Source organism: Haloferula sp. (assembly GCF_049672945.1).
Taxonomy (GTDB): Bacteria; Verrucomicrobiota; Verrucomicrobiia; order Verrucomicrobiales; family Akkermansiaceae; genus Haloferula.
This window is the reverse complement of sequence record NZ_JBATWY010000073.1, coordinates 15,985-29,308: the sequence shown is the minus strand read 5'-3', so window position 1 is coordinate 29,308 and position 13,324 is coordinate 15,985. Positions and strand designations below refer to the sequence as shown.

Here is a 13,324-nt window from a genome sequence, read left to right as displayed (position 1 = left end):
AAAGACCCCTTGGCGAGCGGCCTCGGCTTCTTCACTTTCACCGCCGTGAGCCGCGTTCCCATTCCTGCCGTCCTCCTCCTCTGCCTCGCGGTGATCGGCGGTGTCTGGTGGCACGGAACCAAGGACTACAACTTTCTCAAGCCACCCAGCCCGACTCAGATCGCGTTTGCCCGCATGCGCGCGGCCGGCGAACTCGCCCAACCCTCTGACCTGTTCGCCGTCGAACCGATCGAAGAGCCGGTCGCGATCGAGATCAAGCCTCCGAAGCCCCCACCCGAGCCGCCCCCACCGATTCCCACCATCAATGTGGGTGACTTGAATAAGGAACCCAAGCTCGAAGCTTGGACGGGGCACGCGGGCAAACCTGCCACCTCCTTCGTCAATCTCGCCTCTCAACTTGAGTCCGACACGCAACTCACCTGGGCCCTGCTCGCCTGGGAGCGGGTTCTCGACAGTAGCTCGCCTTCGCAAAAAGAGCGCGAGGTCGCCCTCAATGCCATCCGCCGTCTCCACGCTACCCTCCCGCCATGGAACGAGGACCCCAAGCTGGCGACACCCATCACCCTCAGCATTGAAGCCCCCGCCGACCGGCTCAAACTTTCAGTTCGCGCCGCGAACAATGCCGCCAAGATCATCGATCAGGCCAGCTCCGGGCTGCTCAAGGTTTCCTCCATCGTAAAAGCGGGCAAGGGCACCGCCGCTTCCCCCAAAATCCGGGTCATGCTCACGACCAAAGCGCTCGAAGATCCTGCCTCGGTGGAAACCCCCTCGCCAGAGACGGCCGAAGAAATCGAAAAGGTCATCCTTTCCTCCGTCTTCAAGCTGGTCGGATCACAACTGGCGCTGCGTGACGACCTCAGCCTCGTCTCCTCGCCCTCACCGGGGGAACCCATCAACGAGTCCTTGGAATACCGCATCACTCGCTTGACCTGGCAAAAGTTCGCCGAATCAATGGCGCAGCCCTAAGAGATCGCTGGACCTCTCCGTTTTCCCGGAGAAGCTTCGTCCGTAGTGATTCATCGACTCCTTACTGCCCTGTTTTGCCTTCCCCTCTGTCTCGGGGCGGAAGAACCCGTGCCTCCACTCGCGCCCGTGGAACCACGGACCCTGCCCGCGCCCGATCAGCCGGTCGCCGAGCACCAGCCCGCGATCAAACGGCTCGATGACGGAACCATGACCATCGGTAAGATCGCTTTCGATCCGAAGACGCGCGAAATCCGCATCCCTGCTGAAGTCAACATGACCGAGGGCCTGCTCGAGTTCATCCTCGTCCACGTCAATGGCAAGATCCACGAGTCGCTTCTGCACACCGACATCTCCGCCACCAACCTCAACATCGCCATCAAGCTGCTGAACTACCAGGCATCGCGCGAGCTCTACCTGAAACTCGATGACGACGGCAGCTTGAGCGGTGAGTTCGAGGAGGCCAGCCCGGAGGAAAAGAAGGGGTCCCGCGTCAAACTCGCACTCGAGTGGAAGCAGGATGGCGAAACGAAGAGTGCCAGCATCAACGATTTGATTTCCCACGCCACCACCGAGAAACCGATGGCGAACGAGCCTTGGGTCTACGGCGGCTCCTTCGTCGTCGACGGCAAGTTCGTTGCCGAGAGCTCCGGAGATATCATCGCCATCTACCTCAGCAACGCCGCCATGATCAATTACTCAGGCAAAGACAACGAAAACGACGAAGTCTGGTTGCCTCATCCGAAGCGCGTCCCGGAAGTCGGCACGCCCGTCACCCTCATCATCTCACCTATCGAATCCAAATGATCCCCATGAAAACCATTGTTGTATTCGCTCTCGCCGCCACCATCGCCCAATCAAGTGCGCAGGAATCGCCGGACAATCCCTACCTCTCCCTTCAGTTCGAGATGAAGCAGGCGATTGCCCGCGGCAATGCCTGGCTGGCCGATCAACAGAAGGCCGAAGGCTACTGGGACGACCCCGAGCTTCCCGCCTTCACCGCCCTTGCCCTGACCGCCGCCGTCCGCGACCCCTCGCTCGACCTCAAGAAACCCTTCCCCGAATACATCGACAAGGGCTTCAAATGGCTGCTCGACCAACAGAAGGAAGATGGCGGCATCTACAACCGCGGACTCAGCGTCTACAACACCGCTACCGCCGTCACCGCCCTGACCTCCGCCGCCCGCGATGTCTACGAACCCGCCATTGTGCGTGGCCGGAATCATCTGATTTCCCAGCAATGGGACATCGACAAACCCAAGGAAACCGACAACCCCAATGATGGCGGCATCGGTTACGGGTCAAAAAACGACCGTTCCGACTTGTCTAACACCTACCTCGCCATTGAGGCCCTCGCACTGTCGAAACAGGTGATCGAGGACGGCAAGTTTGGCGATCAACCGGATCTCAATTGGGAAGCGGCCCTGACCTTCGTGACTCGCTGTCAGAATCTCGAGGAAACCAACGATCGCGAATGGGCATCGAACGACCCCAAGAACAAGGGTGGCTTCATCTATGGTCCAAACGAAACCAAGGCTGGCGAAGAGGAATTGCCCGATGGCCGAGTCGCTCTTCGTTCCTACGGCTCCATCTCCTACGCCGGTCTCCTCTCACTAATCTACGCCAAACTCGAACCCGGTGATCCACGCGTCGTCGCCGTCAAGGAGTGGCTCGGCAAGAACTACACCCTCGATGAGAATCCGGGCATGGGACAGGAAGGCCTCTACTACTACTACCAGGCCATGTCGAAAGCCCTGGCGGCCGCCGGCATTGACCGGCTTCCCCTCGAAGGCGGTGGCAGCGCCGACTGGCGCAAGGACCTTGCCAGCAAACTGCTCGCCAAACAGCGCGAAGACGGACGTTGGGTCAACGACAACGGCCGCTGGATGGAGTCCAACCCGGTCCTCGTCACCGCCTATACCGTGATGGCGCTGGAGCAAATCTACCACTCGATCCCCGGCAAGCCGTAGTCACTCGCCAGTGGCAGCTCGCTTTTTCCAGCGAATTGTGTTTCCCTGCTGGTGAATGACCTTCGCCAGCAAAATCACCGTCGCCCGGATCCTTCTGGTCCCGGTCTTCGCGGTGCTTGCCATCTACTACGGCAAGAGTATCGAAGAAGGCCATCCCAAGGAATGGCTCCGCTGGTGGGCGCTCGGTGTCTTCATCACCGCCGCCGCCAGTGACGGACTCGATGGCTGGATCGCCCGGCGCTTCAATCAACGCTCCAAGTTCGGAGCCACCATTGATCCCATCGCCGACAAGCTGCTTCTGCTGACCGGCATCATCACCCTCAGCCTCGTTGATTGGGGGGAAAACGGCTGGCGCATCCCTCTCTGGTTCAGCGCCCTCGTCATCGTCCGCGACTTCATCATTCTCGGTGGCTGCGCCATCCTCCACTACACCAATCACTCGCTCAAAGTGAAGCCCCACTGGTCAGGGAAAGTTTGCACCGTCACCCAGATGTTCGCCCTCGGTTGGGTCATGCTCCGCGTCGTCCCCTTCGATCCCATCTACCCCTGCATCGTCGCCGCCATCTTCACGCTCTGGTCCGGCTACGTCTACCTCCGGCGCGGCCTGCGCCGCCTGAAGGATTCTCCCGACGCCCAGGCAGGCTCACTTTAGGAGCCAGTAATCCAAATATATTTACTAACAACCTAGTAGTTTCCACCAAGCTCCGATGCACGGCAAGAGGCCGCCGCCTCCTTCAGATGATTGATTGCAATTTCACCCAAGCGGGCAAACCAATGCCACTCAATCCGTCGGCCCCGGGCTTTTCATCGTCCGATTTCAGTGCCAGTCTGCCTCATGCCTGAGCCGGACTTTGCGCCTTTCTCCTTCCAGCATGGGATGGCCGCGCTCGTCGGTGCCGTGGTTCTCGCCGCCTTCCTCCTCCTCGGCCGCCGCGGCGGGAGGTGCGAGCAAATCACCCGGGCCACCCTCGCCTTCATCAATCTGGCCGTCTTCGGCCTCTCCCAGTGGGCCTGGTCAAAGGTCACCCGCGAGATCGGCATGGACAATGCGGTTCCCCTTCATCTTTGCGACATCGCCGCCTTTCTCGCGGGCTTCGCGCTCATCACCGGAAACCGGACACTCACCCTGCTCACCTACTTCTGGGGCCTCGCCGGAACCATCCAGGGCATTCTCACGCCCGCCATCGAAATCGGCTTCCCTCATCCCGCCGCCTTCTCGTTCTTCATTCACCACTTCGCCGTCATCACGGCCGCCATTTACCTGCCGGTTGTCAGCGGATGGCGGATCGAGTCCCCACTCTGGCGCTCGCCGATCAAGGCTTTCGCATGGCTCAACGTGTATGTCGTCGTCGCCGTCGTCGCCAACCTCATCCTCGATACCAACTACGGCTTCCTCGCGAAAAAGCCCGACAATCCCAGCCTCCTCGACCAACTCGGCCCTCATCCCGGCTACATCATCTGGCTGGAACTGATCGCCCTCGGGCTCTTTTTCCTGCTTGCCCTCCCCATTCACAGCAGGCCATCGAAAGCCCGCGGCAGTTCGGCTTGAAGTTTAGCGCTTCAAGTCGAAGCTTCACCGCCCCACACTCCTGCCATGACCGATTCCGCACCCAAAACCAAGCGCGCCCGCGTCAACGTCCGCCGTCCTGATGTGATGGCCAAGGTCACCGCCGAAGTCGAAGCCCACTATCGCTCTTCCGTCGTCGAAAAGATCCGCAACAACGGCGGAGAGCTGGTGATCGGCGGGACCACCGTGCGACTCGCCCAGCAGTTCGGGTTCTGCTACGGCGTCGAACGCGCCATCGACCTCGCCTATGCCGCCCGCCGGGTTTTCCCGGACCAGCGGATCTTCCTCATCGGTGAAATCATCCACAACCCAGAGGTCAACCGCCAACTCGTCGATATGGGTATCGTCTCCCTTCCTTGGAAGGAAATCTCCGACGACTATGACCGGCTCGACGAGGAGGATGTCGTGATCGTTCCCGCCTTTGGTGCTCCAACCTCTTTCATGGATAAGATCGCCGAACGCGGATGCTACGTGGTTGATACGACCTGCGGCGACGTGATGAAGGTCTGGCGTCGGGTTCGCACCTACGCCAAGGAGGGCATGACCTCGATCATCCATGGCAAGGCTGGACACGAGGAGACCGCAGCAACCGCTTCACGAGCCCTGGGCGACGATGGCACCGGCCACTACGTGATCGTCCTGACCCTCGAAGACACCGATTTTCTCTGCGGCTACATCCGCGAAGGCGGTGATCGCGAAGCATTCTACGAGCGCTTCAAGGATTCCTTGTCGCCGGGATTTGATCCTGAAATCCATCTCAAAAGCGTTGGGGTTGCCAATCAAACCACCATGCTCAAGAGCGAAACCGAGGAGATCCAGCGTCGGGTTCGTCAAGCCGTCATCGACCGTGATACCACGGAAGAGCGCTTCAAGGTTTTCGACACCATCTGCGGTGCCACCCAGGAGCGCCAGGACGCCCTGTTCGAAATGCTGCGCAAACCGATGGACATGCTCTTGGTTGTGGGCGGCTACAACAGTTCGAACACCACCCACCTCGTGGAAATCGCCGAGCAGGAACTCCCGACTTTCTTCATCAGAAATGCGGAATGCCTCGACTCCCTTGAAGAAGTGATTCACTTCGATCTCACTGAGAAGTCCGAGATCGCCAGCAGCTACCCTGAGGATCTGTTGGGAGCCGAGAACATCGTGGTCGGTATCACAGCCGGTGCCTCGTGCCCGAACAATCTCATCGAGGACACCATACTTCGCGTCTTCTCCCTGCGTGGGATTGATCGTGATACCGTCGCGAGTTCCTGAGTCCCTAGTCAGCCTTGAGCTTCTTCAATCTCCGCTCCACATCCTCGGCATCCGCCTTCATGCCCGCTTTGTGAAAGGCGATCTGGAGCTGGTGAAGAAGCTCCCAGTCGTTCGGCCAGCGATGCTGACCTGCAATCATGACTTCGATCGCCGTCGTCCAGTCGCGACGGGCCATGTAGTACTCTCCAAGCCGTAATTCCATCGGAATCAGAATCGCGGGCGGCATCATCAAGCTCGCAAGCTTCTGCCGATCCGCAGCGGCCTGATACCAGTTGAAAGCGCTGCCAATTCCATCGGCGGGTCCCGCCATGGCGGTCAAGCCACGAAGCTCGCTCGCCAGGACCTCCATGGCCTTGAAGCTCCGGAGCCAATGCGAGCGCTCCCCTGCCCCCGCGGCCAACTCCCTCGTCTGCACGAACCGGCCTCCGAGCTTACTGATGTCCTCGGAGACTTCCCGAGCATCATCGATATTCCCCAGTTCGAGCGATATTCTTCCAGCAAGCGCTGAGGAGTAAGCCTGGTAAGACCAGACCGCCAGGGAGTTGTTTCCATACTCCGCCGCCTCCTCAATCGTTGGCAGCGTTTTCAAGGCACGACTCAGATCACCTGCCGCCGAGCGACGCATCAGGATCCGCACCGTCAGCGTTTTAGCCTCCCACAGCAACAAGCGCCCACCATCGGTCGACGCCAGCTCTGGAGTCACCTCGATCTTCCCGACCTCGTCCGCAATCTCCAAAGCCCGCTTGTAGTCACCCTTGGAAGAAAAGGCCACCGCACGATAACAAACCGCTTTCGTCCAACCCGGACACCGGGCCGCCGGGACGTCGATCGATTTCATCCATGCGGCGTACAAATCGGCAGCCCTGCCAAAAGCAGCCTGCGCGAGATCATGATTCCCACATCGCCACTCATAGTGACCTAGTAGATGCTGATAGGGAGGGAAATCCGGCGCCATCGACACCAGCTTCCGAGCCATCGGAAGTTCCGGCTTCAAGATCGGTGCCTCAGCACGAATCGCCAGCAAGCCATACAACAAATACGGCACGTCAGGATTCTTCTCAACCGTCTTCAGCAATTCCTCTTCCGCCCTTAGCTGGTCAGGTGTGGCATCACCCGTATCGTCATAACCTCCTCGACCAAGAAGACTCTTGAAAAGCACCGCCTGGGGATCATTGGGATACTGCTCCACCGTCGACCCAAACGCGCTGGCAGCCTCGCCTGGACCCTCTTGCAGTAACTTGACCAAACCAAATACATAGCGCTGCTCCAGATCGCTTCCCACTCCTTCTTCCGCCAGCGCCAGCATTCGGTCAAAAGCTGCCTGCTTTTCATCGGCCATTTCCAAATCCGCCTGCATCAGGGAAACCACCACTCCGAAGTGCGCCATCAAACAGTCCGGGTCCTTCTTCAGCGCCTCACAAAAATGCCTGTAACCCTCGAGGTCCCAGCCAGCGTGCACGCAAGCCAGCCCGCGCTGGATATCCTCTTGAACCGACTTGTCCGAAGTCGTCACGGCCATCACCACGCCCTTTCCTACGGGAGGAGCTTCAGGGGCAGGAAAACCCTCCAGCAACTCGGAGATCACGGCATCAACGCCCGGCACGACCACTTTCTCTTCTTCCTCCGCCATCGCCAGTGAACCCGTCGCCAGCAATGCCAATAGACCCATCTTCATTCGCATGGGTAGAACGATGATAGCGGTCCGCCCCAGCTCCAAGAAAAACCGCTCCATGCCGCCTTCAAAATCAAGGTTGGCCCCCACCCACTCTCTCGCTAGCGTTCGCGCCATGAGACTCGGAGTCATCGGTTGTGGAAAAATGGGAAGTGCGCTGATCGGCGGAGCGATTCGGGCCAAGGCGGTCGCGGCCTCTCAAATCATCGGCTTCGACCCCTTTCCCGCCGCCAGAGAAGCCTTCACCAAAACGACCGGGGCCCCTTCCTCCGACACCCTCGCCGACCTGAGCGGATGCGATACCTTTCTCCTCGCCACCAAACCTCAGCAGGCCGCCGAAGCCCTCGATTCCCTCAAGGCCTCGGGGGTTCGGGATGCCTTGCTGGTTTCCATCGCAGCCGGCCTGACCATCGACTGGCTGGAAAAACACAGCCCGGACGGATTCCGAATCATCCGCACCATGCCAAACACTCCAGCGCTTGTCGGAAAAGGCGCCAGTGCCTTCGCGCGCTCCGGGCACGCCACTGACGACGACGCCGCCTTCGCCGACCGACTGCTTGGCTCCGTCGGCCTCTCGGTGGAAGTGCCAGAGTCGATGATCAACGCCGTGACAGGCCTCTCCGGCAGCGGCCCGGCCTACATTTACCTCGCTATCGAAGCCCTCACCGAAGGGGGCGTCCAAGTTGGACTGCCACACGAGCATGCCCATCAGCTCGCCGCCCAGACCGTCCTCGGCGCAGCCGCCATGGTCCTGGAAACCGGCCGTCCTCCGGCGGAGCTCAGGGACAATGTCACCTCCCCCGGAGGCACCACCGTCGCCGGCCTCGCCTCACTTGAGGAAAACGGCTTCCACGACTCACTGGTTTCCGCCGTCGCCGCAGCCACCGCACGTGCCGAACAACTCGGAAAGAGCTGATTTTCGCTTTCCGACCTCAAGCTGTCCTCCTAGTTTCCACGCCATGCGCTTCCGACTGTCCATCCTTGCCGCTGCAGCCGTCATTTCCTCATGTGGCGGCGATGCCGATCTCCCGCCCATGGTCAGCGGAGGTGGGGTCAACAATACCCGGGCCGACGCCATGTTTGAGCAGGCCCAGCAACTCGAGCAGTCGGGGAAAAGAAAGAAGGCGATCAAGCAATACGACGAACTTGCCGACGACATTCCACTCGCCATCAAGGCACCCGATGCCCGCTTCCGTCAGGCCAAGCTCCTCGAGGAAGAAGGCGAAACCATCAAGGCATTCGACGCCTACCAGGACCTGATCACGCGCTATCAGGGTAGCGGCTACTATCAGGAGGCGCTCGACAGCCAATCAAGAATGGCTTTCGCCGCCGCCGATGGTGACATTAAAAACAGTTTCCTCGGCCTGAAGTCGAAGCTCTCACCCGACAAAATCGCCGGCATGCTCAAGAAAGTGGCCGACAACGCTCCCCGCTCCTCTCTCGGGGCTCGCGCCGAGTTCAAGATGGGGGACATCTATGCCGAACGCAAGGACGTCTCAAAAGCCGTCCTAGCCTATCGTGGAGTCGTGGAAGACTACCCTGACTCTCCACTCGCACCTGAAGCGCAATTTCGTATCGGCGAGATTCTGATGAAGCAGGCACAGGAAGGAAATCAGGATCAAGCCAACCTCAGCCGCGCTCGTGAAGCATTCGAGGACCACCTCAGCCAGTTCCCGGGGCACAAGCGCAACGCCGAAGCACGCGGGCTGATCAAGAGTCTCGGAAACCGCGACATCGCGAACACCTACGAAATTGCCCAGTTCTACGAGCGAAAGGGAAACACCGCTTCCGCCACTTTCTACTATCAGGAAGTCGTTCGGGAATCGAAATCCGGTGAATACCACGACAAGGCCCAAGCCCGGCTCTCCGCCCTCGGAGCAAACTGATTCCCACCAAAGGATGCGCCTGATTCCCCTGTTCCTCTGCCTGCTCTTCTCGGCCTGCGCCGGCTACCAACTTGGTGGCGTCAAGCCCGGCATCATGCGCGATGTGCAAACCATTGCCGTCCCGATGTTCACGAACGAATCCCTCGAGCCCCGGGCAGAAACTCTCGCAACCAGCGCAGCCATCGATGCCTTCATTCAGGACGGCACCTACCGGATCGCCAGCACCGACAGTGCCGACGCCATTCTCGAAGCCTCACTTCACGAGATTGATTACTTCCAGATCCGTTCATCCCGCCTCGATACCCTTCGCCCGGAAGAACTCCAGAACACCGTAACCTTGGTTTGGACCGTGCGCGACGCACGAGGCTCCAATCGGATTCTCGCCCAAGGAAGCTCGACGGGAACCTCGACCTTCTTCGTCGATTCGAATCTCCAGACTTCCCGCCACAACGCCCTTCCCGATGCGCTCGAACGCGCCAGTCAGGCGATGGTTTCGCGTCTCGCCAACGGCTTCTAACAACGAGCGTGGATCCAGCATCCCTCTCTCCACCCCGACCACATGAGCGAAGGCCGTTTCATTCTCGTCCCCACACCGATCGGAAATCGGGACGACATCACACTTCGCGCCATCAAAGTCCTCAAAGAGGCGGACCGGATTGCCTGTGAAGACACCCGACACTCCGGGCCTCTTCTCACTCACCTCGGCATCAGCGGCAAATCGCTGGTCTCGCTCCACGAACACAACGAAGGACGACGACTACCTGAATTGGTGGATGCCGTCAAATCGGGCGAGACCATTGCCGTCATCTCCGATGCCGGTATGCCCGGCGTCTCCGATCCCGGCTATCGACTCGTCCAGGCCTGCCTCGAGCACGAGCTCCCACTCGAAGTCCTGCCTGGCCCCTCCGCCGTCCTCACCGCCCTGATCGGCTCCGGCTTCCCCTGCCATGCCTTCCACTTCCACGGCTTTCTTTCGGTCAAAAAGGGCAAACGCCTCGCCGCCATGGAAGCCGGACTGCAAGCCGACGGTACCACGATTTTCTTCGAATCCCCGCACCGCATCACCTCGACGCTCGAAGTCCTCGCCGCCGCCCATCCCGAGGCCCGTTGCTGCGTCGCCCGCGAACTCACCAAGAAATTCGAGACCTACCACCGTGGCACCGCCACGGAGCTGTTCGCCTATTTTAAGTCTCACCCGCCCAAGGGAGAAATCGTCTTCCTTGTCACTGGCTCCTGAACCCCGGGGTCACGACCTTCGATCTCATGCTTGCCTTCTCAACCTGCTGGAACAATTCGCGTCACTCCGATGGTGAGGCCATGATCGACGAGATCCTCGATTTCGGCATCACCCATCTGGAGCTCTCCCATGGCATGACGATCACCAAGCTGCCCGGGATCCAGAAGGCTTTCGAAGCCGGGAAATTCACCTGCGTTGGCGTACACAACTACTTTCCCTCTCCAGTGGAAGTCATGATCGATGCGCCGGATGCCTACGAGTTCACCTCCCACCGCGAGTTCGACCGCCAGCGCGCGATGGAAATGACCGAACGGACACTCGAGGTTGCGGCCAAGTTCGAAGCCCACTACTTGGTCCTCCACATGGGATCCGTTCCCATGAAGTCCTCCAAGTGGACCAAACCCCTCACCGCCCTGGTCACGGACGGACAGCGGGACACGCCCAAGTTCGCCGCGGAACGACTTGCCTTCGTCAAGAAGCGCGAAAAGGTGGCACCGCTCTACTATCAGCGTGCGATCGAGGCCCTTGAGCACTTTGGTGAACTCGCAAAGAAACACGGCGTCAAGCTCGCCATCGAATCCCGCTCTCGTTTCGAAGACATGCCGACCGAGCGGGAAATGGTCCGCCTGCAAGAGCACTTCAAGGACCATCCGTGGATCGGCTACTGGCACGACTTCGGACATGTCCAACTCAAGCACAACCTTGGACTCCTCGATCACGCCGAGTGGCTTGAAAGCATGCAGCCTTACATCATCGGAGCCCACGTTCATGATGTGCAGTGGCCCGCCCGCGACCACCGGGTGCCCTTCACTGGCGAGCTCGAATACAAAAAGCTACTCGAGTATTTCCCCAAGGACTGCCCGATGACCTGGGAGCTTTCCCCGACCCGCAAAGCCGACGAAATCCGCGAGGCCCTCCAAGTCTGGAGACACCTCTTCCCCGAGCGCTGCTAAGGGACTGGCGCTCTCCCGAGCCCCATAGATGGGCAAGGCGGCTTTCCAGCCGCCCTCAACATCCCAACCATCAATAAACGTCCCGCTGGTAGCGTTTGTCCTTCTTCAGCTGGCTCACAAAAGCCTTCGCATCATCAGCACTCAAACCACCATGCTTCTCGGCAATGGTGTGCAGCGCAGCATCCACATCCTTGGCCATCCGCGAAGCATCGCCGCAAACGTAAAACGCCGCTCCATCCTCAAGCCACTTCCACATTTCCGCCCCCTGCTCGATCATCAGGTTCTGCACATAGACCTTTTCCTTCTGATCGCGCGACCAAGCGAGATCCAGGCGTTGAATCGTGCCCTCCTTCAGGAAGGCGGTCAGTTCTTCCTCGTAAAGAAAGTCGGTGTCGTGATGCGGATTGCCGAAGAGCAACCAATTGCCACCCTTGGCCCCCGAGATCTTGCGCTCTTCGAGGAAAGCGCGGAACGGTGCGATCCCAGTTCCTGGACCGACCATGATCAATGGCGTGTCGCCACTTTCAGGCAATCGGAAGGCCTTGTTCGAATGGACGAACACCCCCGGATTCGTGCCATCAGAACGATCCGAAAGATAAGTCGAGCAGATCCCCCCGCGCTTCCTACCATGAGTATCGTAGCGCACGATCCCCACGCAGAGGTGAACCTCACCGGGATGGGCATTGGGACTTGAGGCGATCGAGTAAAGCCGAGGTTGCAGCTTCTTGAGAATCCCGACAAAATCATCGGCGTCCGAGAAGTCAGCCGGATGATCCACCACCAAATCGATCAGATCACGCCCCCAGCAAAAGTCCTCATAGGCCTTCTTGTCATCCGCCTCGACCAAGGACCGGAGATAAGGCGAACCACTGCGGGGCTGCCATTTCTGAATCAAGGTCTTGTTGATCGTCCCGATATCAAAGTGATGAATCAGTGCCTCCCGAAGTGAAACCTCACTCCCATCGGACAGTTCGACATCCGCAGACGTTCGAAACGCCAGATTCTCGAGGATCTCATCGACCACGTCTTCAGGGTTGGAAGGAAGCACCCCGAGAGCATCACCGACCTGATATTCCAGCCCTGATCCATCGAGCGAAATCTCCACATGATGGGTCTCCTTCTCTCCCCCCTTGTTCAGATTGTAGTTCTTCAGGATCGTCGATGGAAACGGACGCTTCTTCGAGTAGCCCTTTTCGATCTGATCGAGAGCGGCGGCACCGTTGGACGCCGGTTCGCCAGCGGGAGCCAACAGCCCGATCACGGCATCCGACCACTCCTTGAACGGATCATCGAAATCGACATCACTATCGACCCGAGGAGAAATCCGGGAGGCTCCAAGCGCTTCCAGACGCTCGTCAAAATCGATCCCGCATTTGCAGAAATCCGGATAATTCGTGTCTCCGAGCGCCAGCACCGAATAGCTCACCCCTTCCAGCCTCGGCGCGTCATCGCTGAGGATCCAATTGTAAAGCTCCTCCGCATTGTCGGGCGGCTCGCCGTCACCATAGGTCGACGTGATGATCAGCAGGTTCTTCTCCTTTGGTAGGCGACTGCGATCATAGGCGGCCATGTCATGAACTTCGGGCTCGAATCCACCCTTCTTCATGCGCTTCATCAACTGCTTGGAAAGACCCTCGGCATTTCCAGTCTGGGATCCCCACAGCAAGGTAACCGGCACCGTGGGACCGGCAGGAACCGGAGCCGTTGCTCCTCCGGCAAGGGCCTTGCTCAGAAAATCCTCGAGCCAGGCACGTTGTTCGGGCGAAAAAGGGGCATCTTCAGGAAGCTTGATCATTTTATTGGGAAAAAAACCACCGGC

General features: G+C 59.3%; 12 protein-coding genes and 1 pseudogene. 11 read left to right on the top strand and 2 right to left on the bottom strand.

Translation table 11 applies throughout. The features are described from left to right. The 6 genes and pseudogenes from WBG04_RS06150 to WBG04_RS06125 form a co-directional block, all read left to right on the top strand. Nucleotides 1–966, top strand: a pseudogene (locus WBG04_RS06150) (hypothetical protein); the annotation flags it as partial. A gap of 126 nt (nucleotides 967–1,092) precedes the next feature. Next, complete coding sequence (locus WBG04_RS06145; RefSeq protein ID WP_424313502.1) at nucleotides 1,093–1,770, top strand: YdjY domain-containing protein; 678 nt, start codon at nucleotides 1,093–1,095, stop codon at nucleotides 1,768–1,770. Nucleotides 1,771–1,775: 5 nt separating this feature from the next. Then, complete coding sequence (locus WBG04_RS06140; RefSeq protein ID WP_424313501.1) at nucleotides 1,776–2,933, top strand: prenyltransferase/squalene oxidase repeat-containing protein; 1,158 nt, start codon at nucleotides 1,776–1,778, stop codon at nucleotides 2,931–2,933. A 55-nt stretch (nucleotides 2,934–2,988) separates the two neighbouring features. After that, on the top strand, nucleotides 2,989–3,585 hold the full coding sequence (pgsA, locus tag WBG04_RS06135) for a CDP-diacylglycerol--glycerol-3-phosphate 3-phosphatidyltransferase (protein WP_424313500.1): 597 nt from the start codon (nucleotides 2,989–2,991) through the stop codon (nucleotides 3,583–3,585). A 183-nt stretch (nucleotides 3,586–3,768) separates the two neighbouring features. Next, nucleotides 3,769–4,482, top strand: a complete 714-nt coding sequence (locus tag WBG04_RS06130) for a TIGR02206 family membrane protein (protein WP_424313499.1) — start codon at nucleotides 3,769–3,771, stop codon at nucleotides 4,480–4,482. Between the two features lie 45 nt (nucleotides 4,483–4,527). Then, nucleotides 4,528–5,757, top strand: a complete 1,230-nt coding sequence (locus tag WBG04_RS06125) for a 4-hydroxy-3-methylbut-2-enyl diphosphate reductase (protein ID WP_424313498.1) — start codon at nucleotides 4,528–4,530, stop codon at nucleotides 5,755–5,757. A gap of 4 nt (nucleotides 5,758–5,761) precedes the next feature. On the opposite strand, the gene WBG04_RS06120 is transcribed toward WBG04_RS06125, so the two are convergent. Further along, nucleotides 5,762–7,546, bottom strand: coding sequence for a tetratricopeptide repeat protein (locus tag WBG04_RS06120; RefSeq protein WP_424313497.1), 1,785 nt, complete (start codon nucleotides 7,544–7,546; stop codon nucleotides 5,762–5,764). Here WBG04_RS06120 and proC point away from each other — a divergent pair. Genes proC through WBG04_RS06095 form a run of 5 tightly spaced genes read left to right on the top strand, consistent with a single transcriptional unit; the run spans nucleotide 7,545 to nucleotide 11,505 of the window. After that, nucleotides 7,545–8,345, top strand: a complete 801-nt coding sequence (gene proC, locus WBG04_RS06115; RefSeq protein ID WP_424313496.1) for a pyrroline-5-carboxylate reductase — start codon at nucleotides 7,545–7,547, stop codon at nucleotides 8,343–8,345. The two genes, WBG04_RS06120 and proC, sit on opposite strands and share 2 nt — an antisense overlap. A gap of 43 nt (nucleotides 8,346–8,388) precedes the next feature. Continuing rightward, nucleotides 8,389–9,315, top strand: a complete 927-nt coding sequence (locus WBG04_RS06110; protein ID WP_424313495.1) for a tetratricopeptide repeat protein — start codon at nucleotides 8,389–8,391, stop codon at nucleotides 9,313–9,315. Nucleotides 9,316–9,328: 13 nt separating this feature from the next. Then, nucleotides 9,329–9,832, top strand: a complete 504-nt coding sequence (gene lptE / locus WBG04_RS06105) for an LPS assembly lipoprotein LptE (protein ID WP_424313494.1) — start codon at nucleotides 9,329–9,331, stop codon at nucleotides 9,830–9,832. A 42-nt stretch (nucleotides 9,833–9,874) separates the two neighbouring features. Continuing rightward, a complete protein-coding gene (gene rsmI / locus WBG04_RS06100; RefSeq protein ID WP_424313493.1) occupies nucleotides 9,875–10,552 on the top strand; it encodes a 16S rRNA (cytidine(1402)-2'-O)-methyltransferase in 678 nt (225 codons plus the stop codon). Between the two features lie 26 nt (nucleotides 10,553–10,578). Then, on the top strand, nucleotides 10,579–11,505 hold the full coding sequence (locus WBG04_RS06095) for a sugar phosphate isomerase/epimerase family protein (protein WP_424313492.1): 927 nt from the start codon (nucleotides 10,579–10,581) through the stop codon (nucleotides 11,503–11,505). Nucleotides 11,506–11,575: 70 nt separating this feature from the next. Here the strand turns inward: WBG04_RS06095 and WBG04_RS06090 are convergent, their stop codons facing one another. Further along, nucleotides 11,576–13,300: a diflavin oxidoreductase gene (locus WBG04_RS06090; protein WP_424313491.1), complete on the bottom strand. Its 1,725-nt coding sequence runs from the start codon at nucleotides 13,298–13,300 to the stop codon at nucleotides 11,576–11,578. Nucleotides 13,301–13,324 lie beyond the last annotated feature (24 nt).

What these genes read in the sequence shown, in the direction of transcription:
- WBG04_RS06090 (WP_424313491.1), bottom strand. Translation starts at nt 13,300, where the DNA reads ATGATCAAGCTTCCTGAAGATGCCCCTTTTTCGCCCGAACAACGTGCC.
- rsmI (WP_424313493.1), top strand. Translation starts at nt 9,875, where the DNA reads ATGAGCGAAGGCCGTTTCATTCTCGTCCCCACACCGATCGGAAATCGG.
- WBG04_RS06110 (WP_424313495.1), top strand. Translation starts at nt 8,389, where the DNA reads ATGCGCTTCCGACTGTCCATCCTTGCCGCTGCAGCCGTCATTTCCTCA.
- WBG04_RS06140 (WP_424313501.1), top strand. Translation starts at nt 1,776, where the DNA reads ATGAAAACCATTGTTGTATTCGCTCTCGCCGCCACCATCGCCCAATCA.
- WBG04_RS06130 (WP_424313499.1), top strand. Translation starts at nt 3,769, where the DNA reads ATGCCTGAGCCGGACTTTGCGCCTTTCTCCTTCCAGCATGGGATGGCC.
- WBG04_RS06095 (WP_424313492.1), top strand. Translation starts at nt 10,579, where the DNA reads ATGCTTGCCTTCTCAACCTGCTGGAACAATTCGCGTCACTCCGATGGT.
- proC (WP_424313496.1), top strand. Translation starts at nt 7,545, where the DNA reads ATGAGACTCGGAGTCATCGGTTGTGGAAAAATGGGAAGTGCGCTGATC.
- pgsA (WP_424313500.1), top strand. Translation starts at nt 2,989, where the DNA reads ATGACCTTCGCCAGCAAAATCACCGTCGCCCGGATCCTTCTGGTCCCG.
- WBG04_RS06120 (WP_424313497.1), bottom strand. Translation starts at nt 7,546, where the DNA reads ATGGCGCGAACGCTAGCGAGAGAGTGGGTGGGGGCCAACCTTGATTTT.
- lptE (WP_424313494.1), top strand. Translation starts at nt 9,329, where the DNA reads ATGCGCCTGATTCCCCTGTTCCTCTGCCTGCTCTTCTCGGCCTGCGCC.
- WBG04_RS06125 (WP_424313498.1), top strand. Translation starts at nt 4,528, where the DNA reads ATGACCGATTCCGCACCCAAAACCAAGCGCGCCCGCGTCAACGTCCGC.